This window comes from Corynebacterium sp. HMSC06C06 (genome assembly GCF_001807295.1).
GTDB lineage: Bacteria > Actinomycetota > Actinomycetes > Mycobacteriales > Mycobacteriaceae > Corynebacterium > Corynebacterium striatum.
The window spans coordinates 141,358-162,626 of record NZ_KV788518.1 but is presented as its reverse complement, the minus strand read 5'-3'; the positions used below and the strand labels follow the sequence as shown (position 1 = coordinate 162,626).

General features: G+C 57.6%; 17 protein-coding genes and 2 pseudogenes. 7 read left to right on the top strand and 12 right to left on the bottom strand.

The genetic code is table 11. From position 1 onward, the window contains the following. Window positions 1-13 precede the first annotated feature (13 nt). Window positions 14-1,033, bottom strand: coding sequence for a YbjN domain-containing protein (locus tag HMPREF3153_RS11145; RefSeq protein ID WP_049166691.1), 1,020 nt, complete (start codon window positions 1,031-1,033; stop codon window positions 14-16). A 676-nt stretch (window positions 1,034-1,709) separates the two neighbouring features. On the opposite strand from HMPREF3153_RS11145, the gene HMPREF3153_RS13160 reads away from it, so the two are divergent. The 4 genes and pseudogenes from HMPREF3153_RS13160 to HMPREF3153_RS11130 all read left to right on the top strand — a co-directional run bounded on the left by HMPREF3153_RS13160 (window position 1,710) and on the right by HMPREF3153_RS11130 (window position 4,300). Continuing rightward, window positions 1,710-1,844, top strand: a complete 135-nt coding sequence (locus tag HMPREF3153_RS13160; protein WP_256364745.1) for a hypothetical protein — start codon at window positions 1,710-1,712, stop codon at window positions 1,842-1,844. A 304-nt stretch (window positions 1,845-2,148) separates the two neighbouring features. Then, window positions 2,149-2,451: a hypothetical protein gene (locus HMPREF3153_RS11140; RefSeq protein WP_070420888.1), complete on the top strand. Its 303-nt coding sequence runs from the start codon at window positions 2,149-2,151 to the stop codon at window positions 2,449-2,451. Window positions 2,452-2,654: 203 nt separating this feature from the next. Further along, window positions 2,655-2,968, top strand: a pseudogene (locus HMPREF3153_RS11135) (arginine deiminase family protein); the annotation flags it as partial. A gap of 15 nt (window positions 2,969-2,983) precedes the next feature. Further along, the gene (locus HMPREF3153_RS11130) at window positions 2,984-4,300 is read left to right on the top strand and encodes an SLC5/6 family protein (RefSeq protein WP_070420886.1); all 1,317 of its coding nucleotides are present in this window, start codon (window positions 2,984-2,986) and stop codon (window positions 4,298-4,300) included. Here HMPREF3153_RS11130 and HMPREF3153_RS12680 read toward each other — a convergent pair. The 7 genes from HMPREF3153_RS12680 to HMPREF3153_RS13245 form a co-directional block, all read right to left on the bottom strand. Further along, window positions 4,297-4,548 carry a hypothetical protein gene (locus HMPREF3153_RS12680; RefSeq protein WP_070420885.1) on the bottom strand — a complete coding sequence of 84 codons (252 nt, stop codon included), beginning with the start codon at window positions 4,546-4,548 and terminating at the stop codon, window positions 4,297-4,299. The genes HMPREF3153_RS11130 and HMPREF3153_RS12680 overlap by 4 nt on opposite strands. Window positions 4,549-4,587: 39 nt before the next feature. Further along, window positions 4,588-6,165: a PTS ascorbate transporter subunit IIC gene (locus HMPREF3153_RS11120; RefSeq protein ID WP_070420884.1), complete on the bottom strand. Its 1,578-nt coding sequence runs from the start codon at window positions 6,163-6,165 to the stop codon at window positions 4,588-4,590. 9 nt (window positions 6,166-6,174) lie between these two features. Next, window positions 6,175-7,014: a PTS sugar transporter subunit IIAB gene (locus HMPREF3153_RS11115; protein ID WP_070420883.1), complete on the bottom strand. Its 840-nt coding sequence runs from the start codon at window positions 7,012-7,014 to the stop codon at window positions 6,175-6,177. A gap of 165 nt (window positions 7,015-7,179) precedes the next feature. Next, window positions 7,180-8,451, bottom strand: a complete 1,272-nt coding sequence (locus HMPREF3153_RS11110; protein WP_070420882.1) for a Fic family protein — start codon at window positions 8,449-8,451, stop codon at window positions 7,180-7,182. Between the two features lie 142 nt (window positions 8,452-8,593). Further along, window positions 8,594-10,879, bottom strand: coding sequence for a sigma factor-like helix-turn-helix DNA-binding protein (locus tag HMPREF3153_RS11105; RefSeq protein ID WP_236592663.1), 2,286 nt, complete (start codon window positions 10,877-10,879; stop codon window positions 8,594-8,596). A gap of 77 nt (window positions 10,880-10,956) precedes the next feature. After that, the gene (locus tag HMPREF3153_RS13085; protein WP_349018542.1) at window positions 10,957-11,754 is read right to left on the bottom strand and encodes a 3'-5' exonuclease; all 798 of its coding nucleotides are present in this window, start codon (window positions 11,752-11,754) and stop codon (window positions 10,957-10,959) included. A gap of 54 nt (window positions 11,755-11,808) precedes the next feature. Beyond that, on the bottom strand, window positions 11,809-11,946 hold the full coding sequence (locus HMPREF3153_RS13245) for an exonuclease domain-containing protein (protein ID WP_279109908.1): 138 nt from the start codon (window positions 11,944-11,946) through the stop codon (window positions 11,809-11,811). A gap of 366 nt (window positions 11,947-12,312) precedes the next feature. On the opposite strand from HMPREF3153_RS13245, the pseudogene HMPREF3153_RS12675 reads away from it, so the two are divergent. Next, window positions 12,313-12,420, top strand: a pseudogene (locus HMPREF3153_RS12675) (IS3 family transposase); the annotation flags it as partial. Window positions 12,421-12,546: 126 nt separating this feature from the next. Here HMPREF3153_RS12675 and HMPREF3153_RS11100 read toward each other — a convergent pair. From HMPREF3153_RS11100 to HMPREF3153_RS11085, 4 genes are all read right to left on the bottom strand, one after another. After that, complete coding sequence (locus HMPREF3153_RS11100; protein ID WP_246817200.1) at window positions 12,547-16,113, bottom strand: SpaA isopeptide-forming pilin-related protein; 3,567 nt, start codon at window positions 16,111-16,113, stop codon at window positions 12,547-12,549. Window positions 16,114-16,118: 5 nt separating this feature from the next. Continuing rightward, window positions 16,119-16,949, bottom strand: coding sequence for an isopeptide-forming domain-containing protein (locus tag HMPREF3153_RS11095; RefSeq protein WP_049192331.1), 831 nt, complete (start codon window positions 16,947-16,949; stop codon window positions 16,119-16,121). Then, window positions 16,942-17,880, bottom strand: a complete 939-nt coding sequence (locus HMPREF3153_RS11090) for a class C sortase (protein WP_070420881.1) — start codon at window positions 17,878-17,880, stop codon at window positions 16,942-16,944. Before HMPREF3153_RS11090 ends, HMPREF3153_RS11095 begins: the two co-directional genes overlap by 8 nt. A 100-nt stretch (window positions 17,881-17,980) precedes the next feature. After that, complete coding sequence (locus HMPREF3153_RS11085) at window positions 17,981-19,471, bottom strand: SpaH/EbpB family LPXTG-anchored major pilin (protein ID WP_070420880.1); 1,491 nt, start codon at window positions 19,469-19,471, stop codon at window positions 17,981-17,983. 516 nt (window positions 19,472-19,987) lie between these two features. On the opposite strand from HMPREF3153_RS11085, the gene HMPREF3153_RS11080 reads away from it, so the two are divergent. Further along, window positions 19,988-20,977 carry a class C sortase gene (locus HMPREF3153_RS11080; protein ID WP_070420879.1) on the top strand — a complete coding sequence of 330 codons (990 nt, stop codon included), beginning with the start codon at window positions 19,988-19,990 and terminating at the stop codon, window positions 20,975-20,977. 39 nt (window positions 20,978-21,016) lie between these two features. Continuing rightward, window positions 21,017-21,229 carry a hypothetical protein gene (locus HMPREF3153_RS11075; RefSeq protein ID WP_005528086.1) on the top strand — a complete coding sequence of 71 codons (213 nt, stop codon included), beginning with the start codon at window positions 21,017-21,019 and terminating at the stop codon, window positions 21,227-21,229. Window positions 21,230-21,269: the final 40 nt, after the last annotated feature.

Sequence of the window (21,269 nt, the reverse complement as noted above, 5' to 3'; positions counted from 1 at the left end):
GCCCCGCTCAGTTCTAGTTGTCCGGAGTTTCTAGTTGCTCGGGGTCTGCTTCGTCTTCCCAATCGAAGTCGAGGTAAGGCCGCTCGATTTCCGTGTCCTCCCGCGCAAGGTGCTTGACCACCGGCTCTAGCTCACTGATTGCGTCGAGGTGCCCAAAGATGGCCCCATGAATAGCACAGCCAATCTGCCCCGCGGACATCCCCCTATCGACAAGGAAGTGCTGCTCAAGCGCGATTCCTATATGATCATCTGAGCTCGCCGCGTGAGCCATAGACTCATGCTCACCCGCGTTAAAGTCGTTGAGCACCTGGAGGAGTTCACCATAATTGAACTTCGCGGTATCAGAGTCGAAGTAGGCGCGGACGGACATCCAGCGCCGCCCATCCATGCGGAATACGAAATAATAGCCGTTGATAAACGCGTAAATGGCTTGCTCTTCCGGCTCCATCTCCACATTCTCGATACCTTCCGCAGCGAGAACGCGCTGCACACGTTCCAAGGTCACAGGTACCAGTGTTCCCGTGTTGGATTCCCCGAAACGCTCCGTGAATCCATCGGGTACTCCCGCGAGCTCAGGAACATGCTCGCTGAGAATCTCCAGCGCCGTTTGGACGCTACACATGCTGATATCGATCATGTCCTCCAATTGCATGTCACTTAAGCCAGCACGCAGTTCATAACGGATAGTGATGGCTACTTCGAGGTACCCGTCTTCCTTCTCAGTGAAAGAGGAAGCCGGCCAAAGCAACCGGTTGTTGGACTCGGACACGGCGAATGCAAGATCCGCTGCGCGACTCGAATGCACATTCACCTTGGGTACAGCCTTGAGAGAGAAAAGCTGGCCGTAGGCGCCGTCTAGGGCAATCAAGACGGTAAACCGGGAAAATTCCACAACGAGGATGTCTGATTCGCTTCCTTCGACATGGAAGTCAATGCCGACCTCGCGAAGTGCACCCATGATGCGGGTCAAAGTGACGGGGCGAGCGTCATCGCCAAAGCGGGAAAGGGACTTGTTCTCGCAACTGTTGCACATAATGGCTCCTTCACGGACGAGAAAGCCAGCTAGTTAGCTGGATATTTAGGGAACTGTTTTCAACGCACCACACACTCTAGAAACCGCACCGGACACGCCCGCCCCTGCAAAGCCGCAAGATTCGAACATCCGGGCCAAATAGCCAGTGAAATGACAGGGAGTTCCAGTGGACTATCAGCCGCGAATCATGGCTGTGCCAGCTGCGTGCCCCATACTTTTGTTGTGCGTTTGAGAGAGCGCATGAGAGAGATAGAGAGAACCCCTCAGCTTCCGGAGGGCAGCCTTGGCTGATAATCGGGAGTGTTTAGAGAGAGACAGCGTCAGCGCCTAGGGCCCCACGTGAGAGCCCGGGCGCTGACGTTGTTTTTACTTGCGGAACCATAAAGTGTTGCCAAAATTATGGTCGCGTCTCCCCAAATTCAAATCGAGTTGACGCGTAATAGCGCTGTGCGTTTTGAGAGAGTGCACGAGAGATAGAGAAGAGGAACTGCGGCGCATACTCTTCCCGTTAGGGAGGACAGCATCGCGGTTTCTTTAGTTTTCGCAGGCCTGCACCGTTCCAGACACGTTTGCCCTAGATCCAAGTCGGCGTCAGACCTTCCGTGCCAGGAATGGTGCAGGCGGGCTCATCCTGATTCCTGCCATCGCTGCCTTTGCCACCGCCACCTGGAAGATGGTGACCGGCACCCCACCGGAGCCGCCCCTACTGTCAGGCACCGCACTCTTGGCCATGGTCATCAATTTCGACGCAGCAAAAGAGGTCCTCGAGGCCGCACAGGCCGAGGACCCCAAATTGGAGCTGGACGAGTAACTGCCAGGAATACTCAAGGTTTCGTTAATTGATATGCCAGCACGAAGCCGCATAATATGATTATGCGTTTGAGAGAGCGCATGAGAGAGATAGAGACAACTTCAGCGCCCTGCGGCCCCATGTGAGGCCCGGGCGCTGAAGTTGTTTTGTGCCTCTCGCCCCCAGCCAATTGGTGTCCCACAGGCGAGAGGGAACACTCCCCACTTTCCGTCACCTCACCCCACCGCTAGGCCACACTTCTTTCTAGACATTGATTTCTCTCCGGAGTCCAAAGCTCCTTCCTCCGTCAGAAAGGACCAAGCCCGTGCCTACTGCCTATCTCCTGCCCGACACCGCCACCGAAGCCGAAAAGAAGCGCGCCCGCGCTGCGGCCCTAGCCGATATCCGTCATCGTCGCGAGCAAGCCGCAATCATGGCCGCCAAGGCCCGCGAGGCAGAAAAGGCTGCACAGCAGGCTACGCTCCTCGACGGCTTCGATCTGGTGTTCCTCGGCACGCTTGTCGCCGTGCTGCTCATCGGCGCACTCGCGATCCAGATGTGGCCACTGGCCATCGGCATCGCCTCAGTCGTGTTCGTTCTATTCGCACTAGGCGCTTTCCGCGGCTAAGGGCCTCCGGGGATGCATATAGTTGGCGTTTGGGACACATCTAACAAGAATTGGTGGTCTTACCAACTGCACGAAAGAGTGATTCTCATAAACGACAACTCTACTCCTGGGCGCGTGGTCCGAAGTGGGCAAACTACATCAAGTTATGGTCTGCCGCTCCGGCTTGGCCCACGAGCGCCCCACCCCCAGCTAATTGCAAGGATCTGCTTTTCGGCATGAGTGAGCGCACCACCGGTCAGAGGTAAGCGGCCTGGCCAGCGACCTCTTTCAAGCGGGCGCGGCTGAAAAGGTCATCGTTGCTGCGATGACGCCGGACCGCGCGTCAATGCACCTCGACACCGTGGTTGCCTTGGAGCCCGGTGTGGTCGTGGCTTACGATCGCAATAAACACACCAATGCCAAGCTTCGCGACGCTGGCGTCGAAGTCATCGAGATCGGTTCCGCCGAGCTCGGCCGTGGTCGCGGTGGCGGACACTGCATGACCTGCCCCATCGCGCGCGATGCAGTGGACTACTAAGGGGAGAACTAGCCGATGACAACCTATGACACTGCCGCGCCCGCCGCGGACGAGACCGCATCTACTGCCTCCCCACTAGGTCGCGAGGGCAAGAAGACCGAAGGCACTGCGCTGGGCTGGGTGCTCGCGCTCTTCGGCACCGCGATGGGCGCAGGTATCCTCTTCCTTCCGCTACAGGCGGGCACCTTTGGCTTCTGGCCGCTGGCTTTTGCTACGGCGATCATCTTCCCGGTGGTTTACTTCTCCCACCGCACCTACGCGCGCATCGTCTCGGGCGCTCCCGTCGAAGACCACGGACTCGACGTCCTCGAGCTAGTACGCAAGTACTTGGGCCGGCATACCGGCCTCTTCGTGGCCTTGATGTACTCGCTGGCAAATATCCCCACGGTGTTCATCTATGCCATCTCTTTGACCAACGCCATCGACAGTTTCATTGTTAATCAGTTGCACGGCCCATCCATTAACCGTTGGGTTCTTTCGGTCCTATGCGTGGGAATTCTGACCGGAATCTTCGCCATCGGCCGCAAGCCCATGCTGTGGCTGGCGCAGGTGCTGGTCTATCCGCTCATCGTCTCTTTGGCTGCTACCTCGATTTACCTAATTCCACAGTGGGACCTGCGTTCCTTTATGGAAGTGCAATACCAAGACGGCAGCTGGCAGTATATTCTGCTGGGATCCGTGCTGATTTTGCCAGTGCTTGCTTTCTCCTTCTCGCACATGGCCGGCCTTTCCCAATTCTCCGTGGACATGCAGCCAACCTACGGCGAGAAGACGGAAAAACACGTTACCCGCATTGAGCTCTACACTGCCGCACTGCTGGTCGTCTTTACCATGTTCTTCGTATGGTCCTGTGTGCTGGCTCTTGGCGCGGATGGCATGAAGGAAGCAACTGAGCAGAACCTGCCAGTGCTCTCCTACTTCGCTAACGTCACCGGAGTACCGCTGCTTGCCTGGCTGGCCCCGATGGTCGTTATCTTCGCGATTATTACCTCTTACTTCGGCACCATGCTCGGCGCTGAGGAAGGCACCTCTTATATGGTGCGCCTCATCGCGCCACGTACTGCGAACCGTCTGAACCGCCGCGGCCTACTCACCATCGTCTACACGTTCATCTTTGTCACCGGCACGCTGGTTTCGGTGTTCAACCCGCCAATTCTCAACCTCATCTACTTGGTTGGTGGCGTCTTCGATGCGGTGCTTATCTTCCTGCTTCCGGTCTACATGTTCCACCGGGTCAAGGAGTACAAAACCTACCGCCATGACCCGTGGAACTACTTTGTGTTCTTCTTTGGTTCGGTGATTCTGGCAATCACCATCTGGGACTTGTTCTAGTCCGCTTTCTGAAGCGGCCGGTTTGGGTTGGTCTGGGTTTCCAGGACGTCGCCAAGCAAGCCAAAGAAGCTTTCGCGGTCCGCCTTTTCGATGACCGTCGCGTTAGCTTCTAGCCCAAAGGTCTCCCAGGCCATTGCCGCATAGCCTCGCGTAATACCGCTACCCGTGACCACGTCTGCCTTGTAGCGCCCGGATTCTTGGATGAGATCTGGGTGCGGCAGCGTTGCCAGCCACCATCGTGATGGCACGGAAATCCGCGCGCTTGTCCAACAAGCCAACCAGAATTGCTACGCAATCGTCTTGGGCGGAACCGGAGCACCCTTCGGAGGAAGCACCTTGGGATACTTCTTCGAAGCTGCAGTCTGGCCAGCAGCAAGCGGCTTAACGTCAGATGCCTCACCCTTCGGAGCGGCAGCACCCGGCTGCTCACGCCACGGGGTGGGATCCCAATTGGTGGCAACGAGCTTGCGCTGGGAGAACCAGCCAAGTGCCAAGACAGCCAAGCCAAGAACTGCTATGAGAACGAGGCCCAGTGCTCCGCCGGCCTTGGAAGACCAGCCCAAGAGCAGGCCGAACCAGCCGAAGTCGGCATCGCCGAAGGTGGTGTTAGCATCGCCGAAGGAGCCGAGCACACCCAGGAGGAAGGCCGGCAGGAAGGTGATGATGAGGCCGTTAATAAACGCACCGAAGATGGCGCCGCGGCGTCCACCGGTTGCGTTGGCGTAGACGCCCGCTGCACCACCTGTGAAGAAGTGCGGAACCAGGCCGGGCAGGATCAGCGCCACGCCGAATGTTGGACCGAGCCATGCGGCTAGAGCAGCGAGGCCGACGAGGCCGCCGATGAAGGAGAAGATGAAGCCCACCAGCACGGCATTTTGTGCGTACGGGAAGACGATAGGCGCGTCCAGAGCCGGGATGGCACCGGGGACGACCTTGGCGGCGATGCCCTGGAATGCAGGAACGAGTTCGCCCAGGATGGTGCGCACGCCGAAGAGGATCACGGCCACGGCCACGCCGAATTGGAGGCCTTGAGTAAAGGACTGCATGAGGTAGTTACCCACGTTGGTGGCACCGCCTTCGAATGCGGTGAAGGCCTCTTCGGTACCAGCGCGCACCATGAACATGACGGCGAGCACGATGTACATGAGAGCCATGGACAATGCGGTAGCCACCATGGAGTCACGCAGGAATCGCAGGCCTTCGGGAAGCTTGAGCTCCTCCGTGGACTTGGACATCTTCTCGCCCTTGCCGCCAACTGCCTTGCCCACGGCACCGGCAGCGAGGTAGCCGGCGGTGCCGAAGTGACCAATTGCGATGGAGTCGTCGCCGGTGATGCGGCGCGTCCACGGGTGAGCAATGGCAGGCAGGGAGACCATCAAGATACCCAGCAACGCGGCGCCAAAGGCAACCACGATCCAGGAAGAGTATCCAGCAGGTGCAAGGACCATGGTCAGCAAGGTGGCCATGAACAACACGTGGTGGCCGGTCAGGAACACGTAGCTCATCGGGGTAAACCGGGCCAGAATCAGCGAGACCACGAAGCCCAGGATCATAATCCAGGCCACTTGGGAGCCGAACTGGTCTTGAGCAATGCCCACGATGGCCTCGTTGGTGGGCACCACGCCCTGCGCGCCGGTGGCGCCGGTGATCATGGCGCCGAGCGGCTCAAGGGAGGCGGTAACCAAGCCGGCACCCGCGCCCACCAGGAGGAAGCCGAGTGTGGCCTTGATGGCGCCGCCGAGGACCTGGCCCACGCCACGGCCCATCGAGGCGAGCCCCACCGCGGTAATGATGCCGATTAGGAACGCCGGCACTGAGAGAATTTCATTGACCAAGAAGTTGGCAATGTTCAACAAGACATCCATGAGTGCTCCTTAGACGTCGTAAAGCTCGCGCAGAGCAGAATCGATTTCGGACATGTTCGTAAAGTCTTCGATGACGTGGACGGGCACCCCGACGTCGCCAAGCGTTGCAGCGATTTCCCCGGACGTCAGCAAGAAGTCAGCTTCCTTCGCACGCCCCTTGGCTGAAATCGTGTCGGTTGCCTCGACGGTGAGGTACTTGCCCCAGCCCCATTCATCGAGGACCTGCTCCAGCGTGTTCTTCAGGAACAACGACGTGCCCAGGCCATTGCCGCACACGGTGTAGATTTTGCCCTTTGAGGCCACCGAATCAGCCGCGGTCTGGTGCTCGGCGCCATCGTGCGCGTCACTGTGATCAGCTGCAAGAGCCGCGCTTGCCGACGCCGCCCCTGCCCCACCGTTCGCAACCTCCACAAGCACCTGGCGCAGCTCAGCTTCGCTTTCTACAGAATCTAGACGCGCACGCACGTCCTTCTTCCCCAGCAGCCCGGCCAGCTCCTTCATTGCCTTCAGGTGCTCGGATGAATCCTTCGCCGCAAGTGCTACGACAAGAGTCACGGGGTCATTGGTTTTGGAACCGAACTCCACCGGAGTATCCAAGCGCACCCACGACAACGCCGTTTCGCGCACTGCCTCCGACGGCCGCGCGTGGGCAAAAGCGAAGCCCGGCGCCACCACAATGTATGGACCATTTTCTTCCACCGACTGCACCATAGCCTCGGTGTATGCCGGGATCGTCTTGCCCGCCCCAACGAGCAAGCCGCCCGCCAACTCAATAGCTTCACGCCAGTCACCAGCACGGCCGTGCAGATCAACCGCACCCTCCGCGAGCAACGCATTAAGCATGGACATACGCGTCCTCCTACCTTTACTCTTTGCCGGCCACGAAAGATATGACCAGCTCTAACTAAAGTATTAACAGGTATGCAAACGTTTACCTAGTCCTTGCCTAATCTTTGCGCGCGATTAACCTTATCCGCGCTGATTTCCGATAGTGCACACCGATCGCTGGGTTGATCACTCTGCTAACCCGAGCCACGTCAATCCCGACGTGGTAAGTGCCGTAACGAGCGGGCGCCGCGACAAGAACTCGACGTAACCCATGCTCTCGAGATCGGTAATCCCTTTACGCGCGGTCGGCTTGGACACTCCCACAACGCCGGCTACCTCGTCCAAGCTCAGGCCAGCACGTGGGCCAAAGAGCGCAACCTGTCCAAGCAAGAATGCGATTGACAATGCCAGCTCGCTTACAGGCCCTTCGCTCTCTAGCGCACGCAGGCTCTGTTCCAGCCTATTCAATCGGTCGCTTCTTTCCTCGAGGGAGGACAACAAACGGGCCTGGGCGGCATTGACCATCGCAGCCATATCCTCGACAAAGAAAGTCAGCTCACCATAGTTCATGGGGTCTTCTGCCGTAGTGAAGGCATCGTAGTAGCGCCTCTTCTGCCTAAAGATTTCCGCCGAAAGCGACAACGCTGTCGGGGTAGAAAGCAGCCGTGAGAGCCGAATGCTCAGGAGGAATCGCCCCATGCGTCCGTTGCCGTCGTAAAATGGATGGGTATGTTCAAACATGAAGTGCTCCACAAAGGCCGCGAAGAGCTGAACCCCGCGAGACTCATGAACAGAATCGAGCATCACCTCGAGGCGCGCCCGAATGGCGGACTCTCCCCGTGCGCCCGCATGAAGCTCACGCACTCCATCGTTTAGCGAAACATCACCAGTTCGGAAAAGCTCGCCATCGGGCGCATCGGCTTTGTCTACTTCTTCGCCGACGAGGGAGTCGTACAGCGAGCGAATCTCAGACAAGTTTGAGGGGAAACCCAATGGTGGAAGGTCATCTCGCCCCAAAAATTCGCTGGGGAGGGCCAGGTATTGCCGCACCATTTCCCGGAATCGCCGCACTGGCGCGCCTTCCGCCGCCTTTCCCATGCTGCGTTCAGCCTCAACCGCGGCGGCGACTTCTTTGCGGGTGGAGGAAATGTTCTCAATATCGTTGGTCGCCTTTATTTCATCGACCACCAGCTCGTGAAAATAGTGCTCCCTAGCCGTCACTGGAAGTTTCTGCCACAACGCAGCAATCTGAATCTCTTGGCGCCAGACGCGCTCCACCCTTTCTGCGAGACCACGGGTGTGAACATAGAAAACTCCGTGCTTGCCCACCTCATAGGGCCAGGTAAAAGCAGCAGGACTTGAACGCCGCACACGGAGCTGCTCAGCAACAAGCTCCCTGCCACCGCTCGTGGCACGATAAAACACCTTTTTCAGTGGTTCGTATTTTTCCACAGGCATCACACTGCCTAAACGTTAAAAGATCGAGATTTTTGTAATTAAGATAACCAACAAACTGCCTAAAATGAAAAATTCGCCCTTTTTTGATTTTAAGCAATGCACGGAGCCACGTTATTTCAGTCCCCTTGCTCCATGAAATCCCCTAGAGCACCTGAATGAGGTCAGCGATCTCGTCCTGGTGGCGGTGACGGAAGACCGCCACCGTTCGCCGGCGCGGCGCCTGCGGGCTCAGCCCCAGCATCTCGTTAACTCGAGCTAGCGAATCTTCCGTCGATTCACCCGGCTGCATCAGCGTGCCGTCAAGTCCCACGAAGTCATAGAGGCGAGCCAACCCAGTCTCATGATGCTGGACAGCAGGTGCGATCGAGACATCAAAGGTCCTTTCTTTGCCCAGCTTGAGCCACACCCGCTGGCCCTCGCGTACACCGAGCTCGTCGAGGAACCGCTTTATTGTTGACAACGAGACTTGCTTGAGACGATTGACACGAACAAACTCCTCACCTAACCGGCTACTCAACGCACAGCTCTCGCCCATTACTCCGTAGTACGCAGCAATGGGCGCAGGAACTGCGAAGCCGCTGCCACGCAGGTGGTCCTTGTTAACTGTCAGCAAGAGGTGCCACTCGCCATCACGGAGGTAGGCATCGCGGGCATCTGCGATATCGCCCTCCATGACGTTTCCAGACTCATCCACTCGTGCAATAACCATGCCGTCGCGAGTCTCAAAATCTCCATTGGCCGCATATTGGCGGATCGAAAGCTCTGAAATTCGCAATCGCTCTGCCTGCGCTAGCAGCTCATTCAACGTAATCGCAGGGACTTCCTGCGCGGAACCTGCGGCATCGACAACCGTATGAGTGCGGGTGCTAGCTGCCAGGCGCGTAGAGATCCAGCTAGCAATGTTCTTGAATTCCTCGTGTCCCCACTCCGTCAGCGCCCATTGATCGGCAGAGACTTTTGTCAGACGAGGGTCAATGGAGAATTGATTAGAAGCAGACCGTGGGCTGCCACCCCCGAGGGTGTCTATGATCGCCTCTGCGGTCATCGGCTCACCGTTTATAGCAAGCACGCTCACGGCACGGTCTTGGTAGCTGCCGACCTTTGTCAGCACATAGTTGTCCAAGACTGCGACCTTAAGTTCATCATTGGTCACGATGTATTGCTCCAGCCGTTCCGGCGTAACCTCCAGGCCCACGGCGAGTTCATCAACCCGAACAATACCGTGGTCGTCCGCCAGCATTGTTAGCCTCTCTGACAAGGCCTGAGTGAAGCCATTGAACACCAACCAGCCGTTAACAACTTCCCATTGCTTGCCAATGCCCGTGAAGATTTCACCGAACGTTGCGTCAAACTCTGCTGGCTTTCGTACGAGATCAGGTAGCTCCCTTCGGAGCTCATCCACAGGCAAGATTAGACGGGCACGCTCAGCCACAGCCGCCACGACTTCTTTAAAGAGAGCACTATCCTTCTCAAAATCTTCCGCCAATTGTCGCTCCAACTGACGGATCCTCTCGCGCGTGAGACCAAACGCGGCGCCGATGGAATCCAACGTCGCCTCACCAAGCCACCGGCTGTAAACGATTCCGCGTTTGCGTTCGTCACTGCCAATGACTCGAATGAGCTCATCCACGGCGCGTTGGAACAAAGCCCGCACTGGGGATTGGTGCTCAAGGTGTGCAGTAATAATGGGGACCTCGGCTGCGACGGCACTTGGTAACGACGCAACCTCTACAACCGCGCCATTTAGCTGTGCCCACCCGATGTACAACGCGGCTTGGTCCAACGCGCGGTTTTCTTCGGACGTTCGACCCAAAAATTCAGCAGCGCGCCCAGCGGATTTATCGTCGCTAAAAGGATTGTCACCAAAGGGGATGTCACCATAAGGGTTCTCCGCTGCGCCAATGCTATCGATCACCGCGGCATTTCCGCTGTCGCTGGCTGCAATAACCACGGCTTCCACCATGGCCACAAGCTTGTGTTCGCCTACTCCTGGTAGGTCACGCAAGTCCTCCACGGTTGCCTCCAGCGGTTGCGGGAACCGCGCAAACCACTGTGTGTATCCGCTCTTGTAAGAACTTTGCACCTCGATCTCACTAAACGGCGTCAACTGAGGCGAGAGCTCCAGAAGTTTCCGTCTTGGGTGCTTGGCGCACCACTCCACCGCCAATGCCTTTGTGCCAGTGTGCGCACTTGTGCCAGAAACGCCAATGCTCCACGGGAAGATCCCGTAGGTTTCTGTCAGATCAAGTTCAGCAGGCTGTGCCGACAGGTCCTGCTCCACGAGTTGTCCGCCCCCAGACATATTGCCCAACAGACGAGCAAAGGCCGTCTCACCAATAATCGGGATGCCGTACTCCCTGGCCTTGCGCGCCTTTCCACTCATGGAGTCAGGGTTCGCTGCAACGAGTAGCACGGACTTTTTCGTCACGCCGCCGACGCTTAGCCCTACTGCCATTGCGCGACGTTCCCATTCTTCTCGGGGAAGATCGAACTGCCCCGTAAACGTCACTCTGTCCCCAGCAGACAGGCTGATACCCAGTTCACTTTCCCTTGCTGTGGGGCCGCAAGGAGTGCCTCGGCGGTATCGGCAGGCAGCCCCAGCTGCTCGTTGAGCAACAGCAGCGTGTCACGTTCTTCCTCTGTCACCTCACCATCAAGCCAAACCTCCACGGCGAGCTGCCGGATGAATTCTTCATGAATACTCATCACGTCATTTCTGGTGAGACCCTCCTGCTGCGCTTGGTTCTGCAGCTGGGCAATTTCAGACTTGGAAAGTTCCTTATCTACCAACGCTGCCGCGAGCAGTTTCTTGTACTTCTCCGCGTCTCCGGAGCCTTCAGGTGCTGCAGTATCTGCCAGGCGAGCCAGCCATTCACCACGCTTGTGCGTCAAATCTTCTGCCAACGCGGTGCGAGGTAGAAGCGCGCCGCGGGCAGGAAACTCGTGCGGTGGGAGGGTAATTGCTCTACTGCTTATCACCACATCAGTCCCTTGGCTAACCAGCCGGGCAAACAGCTCTGCAGTCGCCAGTGCATCTGCCAGTGCCGAGTGCGGACGGGCATTTGTAATCCCAACAACTTCCAAGGCGTGCTCAAGGGTTGCACTCTCGCCTGGATACGTCTGCTGGAACAACCGCTTGGTATCAACCACCCACGCCCCGTAGTTGGGCCACGCCACCCGTAAACTAGAAAACTCCCTCTGCAAGAACCGCGCCTCGAAAGGCGCATTGTGTGCGACCACCGTGCGCCCGTTGAGAAGTTCGAAGAATTCCCCTGCGACTTCGCCGAAAAGGGGCGCATCCACAACGTCAGTCGGTGTGATGCGGTGAACGAATGAGTTCGGAATATCCCGCTGCGGCTACAGCAAGGTCTCCCACGTTGACTCCACCTCCCGGTTGTGGTCCAACAGAACAACACCTATCTCGATGACTCGATCAGTCGAGCCAAAGCCTGTGGTCTCGAAGTCAACGACGGCGTATCGCTTAGGGCCAACCATGGGGCCTTCCTTCTAGCTTGTTGGATCAATGCGTTGAGCTACTCAATTGCGCTGCACACCACATCATATGTGTCGACATGTCTCGAGTCTGTCGGCCTGGCCCAGAAGTACCTCGAATTCCAATCAGATCATGCACAACAGACTGCATGTCGAAGCTCTCTGCAGCACTTACCCAACTGCGTGAAAACCAGCCGAAGACCAAGCACGGAATCGCCTTCGAGAAGTTGATGATGAGCTGAAGTGCCCCGAGTTTCGCGCCTAGGCGTTTGCCTTGATTTCTACTATTTCCTGTGGCGGTTTCTGCTTCCACAATTCGGTTTCCACCTCAACCGAGGTTCAATATCCCAAGCTTGGTGGAGCGTGTCTGATGGTTACATCCCGTGGTACAACACAACCCGGCTACAGGAACAGTTCAAGGGCCTAGCCCCGATGCAATATCGGAGCCAGACCCTTGCAACGACCCAAACCATTTAGAACTAACCCAGTCTGGAAAGCAGGGAGCAGTTCAGCCCGTGTGCTGAACTCGCCCCTTCTTTATGCTCCTACTACCTAGGTCGGGTGGCGCGATGCACGCGCCACTCCCCTGCCTGGTTTTACCGCTTAGGCGGTCTTGCGGCGGCTGAGCAGTAGGCCCGCACCTGCGAGCACAGCACCAATGAGCCCCACAAGGCCCACGCCGTACCCACCGGTCTTCGGCAGCTTACCGGTCTTGGTGTCGGTCACTTGCAGGATCATGAGTTCGCCGGACCCTTTGGCCTTGATAAACGGGCTACTGCCGCCTACCACGGAGATTGTGTACTCCTTGGTCTTCTGGTCGATTGAAATTTCAAAAGCTACCGGCTCGGGCAGCAGGTTGAGACCTGCCGGTGCCTTCGTTTCTACGAGGTAGAAAGTGCCAGTCTTAGTAATTTCAATTGTTTTCATCTCAGGCGTGATGGTGTAGACCGGTCCTCCACTGTAGTCCGGCTGACCACCAACCGAAGGATAGATTTCGAAGGTCGCACCACCGAGTCCCGGTAGAACCTTGACTCCCTCGCCATCGACGTATTCCGCCTTTTCCAAGGTCAGCTTGCCTGGCTTGGGGGCCGGCGCTTTGTAGTTATCGACGACGCAGGAAATGTGAGACAGAACCTTATTGGATTCCGACATCTCTACGCGGAAACCAAACTCGCCCACATTTTCCACCTTGAGAGGTGAAGTCTTCCCGTCTCGGGTTTGAGTACACACGGCGTTGAAGTCACCGGTGGAATCCAAGTTGGCACCGCGTCGGAACAAGGTGTAGCCATCCTTCTGCGTTTCAGTCAGAACCAGCGACTGCTTCCGCTCGCTTTCAATGCTCCACGATGCAGTACCCTTTTTAGATTCAGATCCAGAGGTCACCTTCATCGACTGGTGGACCCGCGGACCGTTACCAGAGCCGATGACATTGTCATTTGCGGACAGGGTGAATTCCCAACCTGGGGCACCGTCTTCGAGAACCTTGCCGTTTTCATCGACAATCCTCTTCTTGACCTTCACTACACCGTTACAACGTGTAGCAAGTTCTTCACCGACCTTCTTCATCTGCGCGGCGAGCTGCGAATACTGCTTAACGGGGATGGTGTCGCCCTTACCAGAAATGTCCTCACCCATGGTCTGGAACCTTCGCGTACCGTAGGTCCACTTCGACTGGTTCGGAGTGACTGTGATTTTATTCCCATTAGGCGTCCGTTCAAACACCTGCAGTGCCTGATTCGGCGCCAGCTTCGCGGCCCTCTCCAGATTCGCCATTTGGAATATGCCGCTCTTCTCGTCGTTGTCTTTATGCTCCTTGTCGTTGTAGTTTGCTTCGCGCGCCCTTTGAATCCCGGAGTTGGTTTGGTAGTAGACACCAGCCTCTTTAGGAATTTCGTCACTCTGGGGGATGCGTTTGATGTCTTTGAGGACATAGTCTTGCTCAACAACCCAATCTTTACCCGTATTTCCGCCAAGCGTCAGATCAACCATAATCGGAACAACACGGGTACCGGCAGCTTTGAGTTCGTTGGCGGCCTTGATAGCGTCGTTGAGGGCACTGGCCTGAGCAAACGAGCCACCGATGCCCTTGCTCTGGATTGTCGAGGAGGTCGTGGGCATACCGTCAGTAATGAAGTACACCACATCATAGTTTCCCGCAGCGACTTGCTTAAGACCGGCTTCCCAGTTGGTAGAACCGTTGCCGTCCCAGTTAGACACAAAGCTCTTTGCTCGACTAACCCCATCATCAGACTGCAACGAGATATAAGGCGGATTCTCCTTATGCGTAGACCCGAGTGGGTTCCGCGGCGCGCTACCAGCAAAATTGTAGATGCCGAGCTCTGCAGGAGTTCCAGCCAGCGAATCAATCAAAGCATTCGCCGCTTTTTTCGACTCGTCAAAGCCATTAGAATCAGCGTACTTCAGCGATGTCGAGAGGTCGGCCACTACAGCAATGCGCAGACCACAACGCTGTGGCATCGGCGGGTTAGGAACTCGCCCATGCACCCAATCAGCTCCATCTGGTGGCGAAATAATCGGTGGTTCTGGCTCACCTTTTTTCTCTCCATACACATCGAGGGTGACTTTCAGATTCTTGTTCTGTGAGAAATTATTAGTGAAGGTGAATACCGCATCCTTCGGCACAACGGCAGAGTCAACCGGCTTGCCATCTTTTACCGGCACGACTTCCATAGTGATGAAGCCGTTGCCAATATTGACATTGCGCTTCTGCAAGGTCACGCCTGACTCAATCTTATCCAGCTCGAGGTTGTACTGCTGCGCTTCCAAGGGGGTCGCGTCAGTCTCGATACGCACGGTTGCGTACTTCATGCGAGACTCCTCGGTCACCTTAGCCGTAAAGGCATTGGGATTCTTCGGATCTACTGGGTCACCTTCAACTGCAAACTCGTGACCGATGGCTTCAAAGTGACGCCCTTCAACAGCCGGTGGCTTGTCCGAGCAGGCTTTTACCTCGCCGCTCAGTTCAAAGGTCCACTCGGTAGGTGCGTTCGGAGCGAGCTTAAACCCTGGCTGTGCTTTTGCAGTGACCTTGACTGTAGCCGGCTTGTTCTGCTCGAATACGTAGGGTCCAGCTGGCTTCTTCTCTCCGTTGAGGTAGTAATCAACGCCCTTGGTGTCCGGGATATTGATATACGCCTTCTCCACGCACTCTGGTGCAGTCGCGGGATCCACAAGGGTTGGATCCGCAGGCGTCACGGACGCACCCGGTTCCGGGTCAGTGTCAGTCTCGAAGTTGATATTGAAGGTTCCAGGCCCGATGGGGGACTGGATACTGGAATCGGTGACGGGGTTCGCCGGCCGGCGACCATAGGGAGACACGATCTCAATGGTGGTTCCAGCGTCCACCTCGAGGTTCTGCGGCAGCGGGAACTTCACACCTGCCCAGTTTTGGATCGGCGTCACGTTATTGCTGCCGGGCCAGCCACTGGTTTCGTAGATGACAGAACCATCGGATCTAGTGATACGCAGCCTTGAATCCTTGGCACCGTCGACGTCATAACCGTTTTTATCAGCTACCCACGCCTCGACTGCACCGCTCAGCGTCCCGGCTGAGTCCAGCTTTCGGGTGAAGGTGACCGTCGGCTCTTGGCCTTGCGTTGCACGCATGGTGAACTGGCCATGCGGGTCTGAGCCAGCCCATTCACGCGGCTCCGGGTCAGGCTCCGGCTGCGTGAACGTTGCGAAGATTACCTGGTTCTGCTTTGAGCGGTGCACGCCCATAAGCTCAAATTCTACGGCGCCACCGATGGTAATTTCTTTCGACAAGGTTACCTCGAACTTTGTGTCGCTGACCTTGTTATAAGTTGCCGGGGCCTCGCCCCAGCTATTATCAAGTTGCGTGTAGTTCACTATGTGGTGTGCAGGATCTGTAGAGAAATTAATCTTGTCGCTGGATTCCAGAGTGACAACCGTGCCTGCGCCCAAGGTGATGGTGCCACCGCTAAGCTGCTCGGTAGGGATCTTGTAATTCGGAATAAAACGGGCGCCCTTTTTTGGCCACTTGTCCGTACTAGGCACCGTGAACGAACGATCCTGCGCCTGCGCAGTCGGAGCCGGAAGGCTGGGCAGCGTCCCTGGGACAGCGACGCCGAAAACCAGCGCAAGCGCGGCAATCAGCGCGGCCGCTACTCCCATGAATCTTGTTTTCATCGTCGCTACCCTTCTTGCTTTCGCTTCTTCGTGATCAACAGCATCAACAGCCCGGCGCCCATCAGCGCCACCGCGGCGAGGACGAGACCGATGATCTGCACACCAGTCATCGCCAGGGCGCCCTGTTCGCGTTCTTTCTCATTACCCGACCCGGGGGTCTCCCGTGGCGGCGGGGTTTCGCCCGGCGGGGTGTCCCCTGGGGGCGGGGTGGACGGCGTCGTCGGCGGCGTCGTCCGCGGCGTCGTCGGTGGTTCGGTCGGTGGGGTGTTCGGCGGAACCGTGTTGTTCGTCTTCGCCACGATCACACCTTCCACCGGCCGGGGGTTATCAGCAACAGTATGGAAAGGAACCGCCACCAGGAAGGGGCTGATCTCCCGGTACTCTCCCGCCGCGGCACCAGCCGGTGCCTGGGAGGTGACCAGGTAGATGCCCTTCTCGAGCCCCTGGAATCGGACCTGGCCGGCCTCGTTGGTCACGGCTGTGATCGTGCGGTCGGTCGGCCAGTCAGCGATCTCGTCTGCGCTGGTGTTGCGGACCTTCGCCTTATCCGCGGCGTTCTCCGGGTCGATGCCCTGCAGCCGCTCCAGTTTGATGGTCACGCCCGCGACCTTGCCCGTGGCAGGGTTGACCGGGTCCCCATTGCCCGGGGAAAGCGTGATGCTCAGCGTGTCGGTTCCGTAGTCGCGGGATACCCCGGGCTGATCACTCAGCCCGGCTACCTGGGCTGCGTCGGCAACCCCGACGGCACCATTTGCGCCGCCGAGCAGGCCAGCGCTGAGGGCGATGGCCGCCACAAGGCTGCGACTGGTCCGTACCGCGCGTGCGTGGCTAGTCATCTGCTCCAGCCCCTTCATCATTCATCGTCTCTGTCGTTTCTTGGGATTCGTCATCCCGCTTGTTCTTCAGCAGCCACCGCAGCAGCAGGAGCAGCACAACAGCTGCTGCCGCGAGGAGCGCGTACATCCACCACTGCCACCCGGCACCGTGGTTCTTGTCGAAAACCTCGTGATCCTCTGGGTCCAGCGGGACCTGGTGGCCGCGCACCAGCAGGCGGTGCGTGTTGATCCCGTAGGGTGTGCAGGTGATCAGGGTGATGTAGTCCTTGCCCTGCTCCGGGCGGAGTTCCTCGGTTTCGGTGGGGAGCACAACCTTGATCTGGTCGACCACGTACTTCAGCTTCTTGCCGGAGACCTGGACGTAGAAGACATCACCCTTCTCCGCCTTATTGAGGTGGTCGAACATGGTGGAGTTCGCCAGGCCCGTGTGACCGGTGATCACCGAGTGCGTGCCCTTGCCGCCGACTGGCAAGTCGGAGCCGAAAAGGTGCCCCAAGCCCTTTTGCAAAGTGTCGTCATCTGTCCCGTGGAAGATCGGCAGGTCTGCCTTGATCTTCGGGAAGATGAGGCGCGCCATCGCGTCGTTCGCGCTGAGCTGGTCCAGGTATTCCTGGTATTCCGGGTTGTTCTCGTCGAGGCGGGCGAGCCAGGGGTCGAGGATGGGGCCGGTTGTTCGGTTCTCGTTGTACTCGTGTGCACGCTCCCACTGGGTGTCCTTCACCTCTTGTGGGGCACTCTTTTCGAGTTTCGCGTATTCCTGCGCGGCCTTCGTGGCCAGGTGATTATTCCACAGGGTGGACGTCACCGGGTACAGCATCACGAGCACCCCGACGATCACGAGTGCCGCGGCCAGCATGGGACTGGTCTTGGTGTTGTTAGCACGGCGGGGTTCCTTCTTCGGTTCCACGTCAGTGCTGAGTGTGTGATCCACGGGGTACTCCTGGGGCTGGTTCTGCTTGACTGTGCTTTGGGTGAAACCTCCGCCCGCGGGGTTGTCCGCTGGGCGAAGGTTTTACCTATTCAGCGGGCTATTAGTTCTTAGCGCCGCGGCGTGCGAACCATGCACCGGCTGCCACGATAGCGGCACCGATGGCGGCCAGGATGCCAACACCCATGCCACCGGTCATCGGCAGCTTCGGGGTACCCTGCTTCTTGTTTGTGATATCGAGAGAAGCGGCCTCGATGGTTCCTCCAGAAACGACCTTCTCGCCTTCCTTCTTCGGAGTAGCTTTAATCTTGAAGCTGTGCCATGCTGCCTTACCCTCCGGGGTCACGTATCCTGCGGGAGCTTCGATCTCCTTCAAGCAGAAGGTCTTGTTGATGATCTTGTTATTGTCCTCGATGTTGGTAGCGTGCAGACCTTCGATCTTCAGCTTTCCTTGATCGTCGGTCTCGAATTCCTTGTTTTCGAAGATCCGGACATCATCATTGTCACCGCAGGTTTCATTGTCGGAGCGGTAGACTTGGAACTTTGCCCCCTGGAGTGGCTTGTTCGGCTCGTTTTCGTCCTTCTTCACGACGTTAACCTCACCGTAGTAGGAGAAGACCTCATTGGTCGGGATAGTGACATCCTCGATTTCGTTCTCATTATTCGGGTTGTTGAAGATCACGCCAGCAGAGTTCTTGATCTCGCCCTGTGCTTTCACAGTTGCTGGGATAGTGGTAACGACCTGTGAGGATGGATGAGCGTTTAGCTTCTCGAAGTTGGAGAAAGTGATGGTGATCTTCCCATCGTTATCTTCAACGCGGTAATGGTCAGACGGAATCTCTTCGCCTGCGATCGTCAGCCTGATGTCGTCCTTCTTCGGGGTGACCTTGGACTCGTCGTAGTCATCGGTGATGATGTACTTCTTAACCGACTGTTTTTCACCCAAAGCAGGAGTTGGGGTTTTCACTGTATAAGTGATGTCTTCACCCTGCTGCTTGTTCGCGTCGGAGACCTCCTTGGAGGCCTCCGCCTTGGTGTTCTTCGGGTACACAACCGGCTCGTAGTTCCACTCAGTGCCTTTTGCGTCGGTGAACGGCACGGACACCACGAAAGGAGCACCCTTGATGACACCCTGCGGCGCCTCAGTTTCGGTCACGACGTAGATACCGACTGGCAGATTCGGGAACTCTGCCTTACCTGCCTGATCAGTGGTGACTTCCTGCGCCGTGAAGGAGTTATCAATCCCCTTCTGCAGGGCCCCTGCGGCAGTCAGGCTAGACAGATCTTTCCAGTTCTCAGCCTTGCTAAGGTCGACATTGACCTTCTGGATCTTGAACTTCACGCCCGAGAGGGGGTTACCCGGGGCCCCATCCACAGCAACGCCGGTCCCCTCGGTGGCCTTGGCGCCGGCGAGGTCTCGCTTATAGATCGTCAGCTTGCCTTTTTTGTTGAAGTCAATATTGGCCTTCTGGACCTGCTGAACCTGAGAGCCTTCCTGCGCAACAGCGATCGCACCCGGGGCAGCAATACCCAAGGAGAGGCCAGCAACGGCGGCGACAGTGACCGAACGAATGGTCAGAGAGTTCTTCTTCACTGGAGTGAATTCCTTTACATAAGTAGTGACTGGAGCGCGTAGCACCCCTCGACGTTCAGCGACTCACTCCGGTTAGCTACTTTCAAGCTTGCCGCCCTTTCGGCCGCGACACCTTAAAATTCGCTGGCGGTCACATGCGCCCAAAACCCTTTGTTGACAGAACACTTTTATTGTGATGTCAACAATTCCCGGGCTTCAGCCTGACAGTTCCCGCCTAGTGAATCGCACCTAACCAACTTACTACTTCGACATCCCCAACAGCTAAAATAATTAAGGCATGCATTACTTTTCCCAAAAACAAACCCAGCTAGCACGACCCAAAATCGCCCTCAACCTGGATTTTTGAACAGCATTTCGCCCCAAAGTGCACCGGCAATACCCCCCCACAATAGGGTAAAAAGCGATAAGCGTCTCACAGCAAAATTTAAGACTTTGGCAATCTCGTAGCGAAGAATAGACTCCAACTCTCCACGTTCCACCGGAGCGAGCCCCAACCCTCAGTAGAAATTAAGGCCCATGACAGACAAATCCCCAACGCCGAACACGACGGACGCGAACCCGCCCCGCAAAGACAAGAAACTGAACTCCAACGCGATCATTGCCGTCGTCCTCATCCTCGCCGGCTTGGGTGTACTGCTATACCCGGTGCTCGCCACCCAGTGGAATAATTACCAGCAGTCCCGCGCCGCCGAGGCCTACTCGCAACTGGAAAAGGGCGTGCCCCCAGAGGTCCTCAATAAGGCCTGGGAGGAGGCGCAGCAATACAACGCCGACCTCGGGGATATTGACCCCGGCGATGCGTGGACCAGTTCCAACGACGAGAGCTCCCCGGCGTATCAGCGCTACCTGAATTACCTCTCCGTCCTGAATGAGACCGAGGCCATGGGCCGCATTGTGCTGCCCTCCATCAAGTCCGATCTGCCAATCTTTCACGGCACCTCCGACCGCGTGCTGGCCCGCGGGGTCGGCCACTTATACGGCACAGACCTGCCTGTTGGCGCACCCGGCGAACTCGGCGAGGATGGCACTATCCCGCCCGCCCCACCAGAGGGCCGACTCTCCGCGCTTTCTGCCCACACCGGCATACAGAACGCCACCCTGTGGGACAACCTCAACCAGATCAAGAAGGGCGACCCGGTCTACGTCGCCGCGGCGGGCGAGAAGCTAAAGTACGAGGTCCGGGACATCGAGATCGTCACCCCGGATAAAACCAGCCTGCTGCGCCGCACGCCGAATAAGGACCTGGTCACGCTCATCACCTGCACCCCCTATGGCATCAACACCCACCGGCTGATTATCACCGCCGAGCGCGTGCCGATGGACCCGCAGGAAGAGTCCGTCTTCGACGGGCAGGGCACCACCTGGCAGTGGTGGATGTGGGCCATCCTCGCTGCCGCGGCGATCATCGTGCTGCTGCTGATCCGGTGGTGGTGGAAGAACTTCCGCAAGCAGGAAGACAAGGAGGGGCCCGCAACCTCCGGCGCTGGGGACACTGCGGAGAGTTAACGGGCTTTTGCCTGGTGGGTTGATTAGCAGCATGAGCTCATGAGCTCATCCTCCTCTCAGGCTCCTGCTACCCGCCGCCTCACCACCACCGGTGCAGTCGCCCTGGCGGTGGCCACCGCCGCAACCCTGGCCACCGCGCCAGTCTTCGCCGCGCCCCGCCCGGTGCAGGATTCCCAGGGTTTCTTCGTCTTCCCGGCGCACGCCCGGTTCAGCTTCCCTCACTCCCTAAAGGGCCCCGAGGTTGGTTCCTAGTCATTCGCCTTGATTTCTACTATTTCCTGTGGCGGGTTCT

Coding starts and splice junctions, on each gene's coding strand:
- HMPREF3153_RS11145 (WP_049166691.1), bottom strand. CDS start 1,033: ATGTGCAACAGTTGCGAGAACAAGTCCCTTTCCCGCTTTGGCGATGAC.
- HMPREF3153_RS11130 (WP_070420886.1), top strand. CDS start 2,984: ATGACAACCTATGACACTGCCGCGCCCGCCGCGGACGAGACCGCATCT.
- HMPREF3153_RS11120 (WP_070420884.1), bottom strand. CDS start 6,165: ATGGATGTCTTGTTGAACATTGCCAACTTCTTGGTCAATGAAATTCTC.
- HMPREF3153_RS11115 (WP_070420883.1), bottom strand. CDS start 7,014: ATGTCCATGCTTAATGCGTTGCTCGCGGAGGGTGCGGTTGATCTGCAC.
- HMPREF3153_RS11110 (WP_070420882.1), bottom strand. CDS start 8,451: ATGCCTGTGGAAAAATACGAACCACTGAAAAAGGTGTTTTATCGTGCC.
- HMPREF3153_RS13245 (WP_279109908.1), bottom strand. CDS start 11,946: ATGGTTGGCCCTAAGCGATACGCCGTCGTTGACTTCGAGACCACAGGC.
- HMPREF3153_RS11100 (WP_246817200.1), bottom strand. CDS start 16,113: ATGAAAACAAGATTCATGGGAGTAGCGGCCGCGCTGATTGCCGCGCTT.
- HMPREF3153_RS11095 (WP_049192331.1), bottom strand. CDS start 16,949: ATGACTAGCCACGCACGCGCGGTACGGACCAGTCGCAGCCTTGTGGCG.
- HMPREF3153_RS11080 (WP_070420879.1), top strand. CDS start 19,988: ATGACAGACAAATCCCCAACGCCGAACACGACGGACGCGAACCCGCCC.
- HMPREF3153_RS11075 (WP_005528086.1), top strand. CDS start 21,017: ATGAGCTCATCCTCCTCTCAGGCTCCTGCTACCCGCCGCCTCACCACC.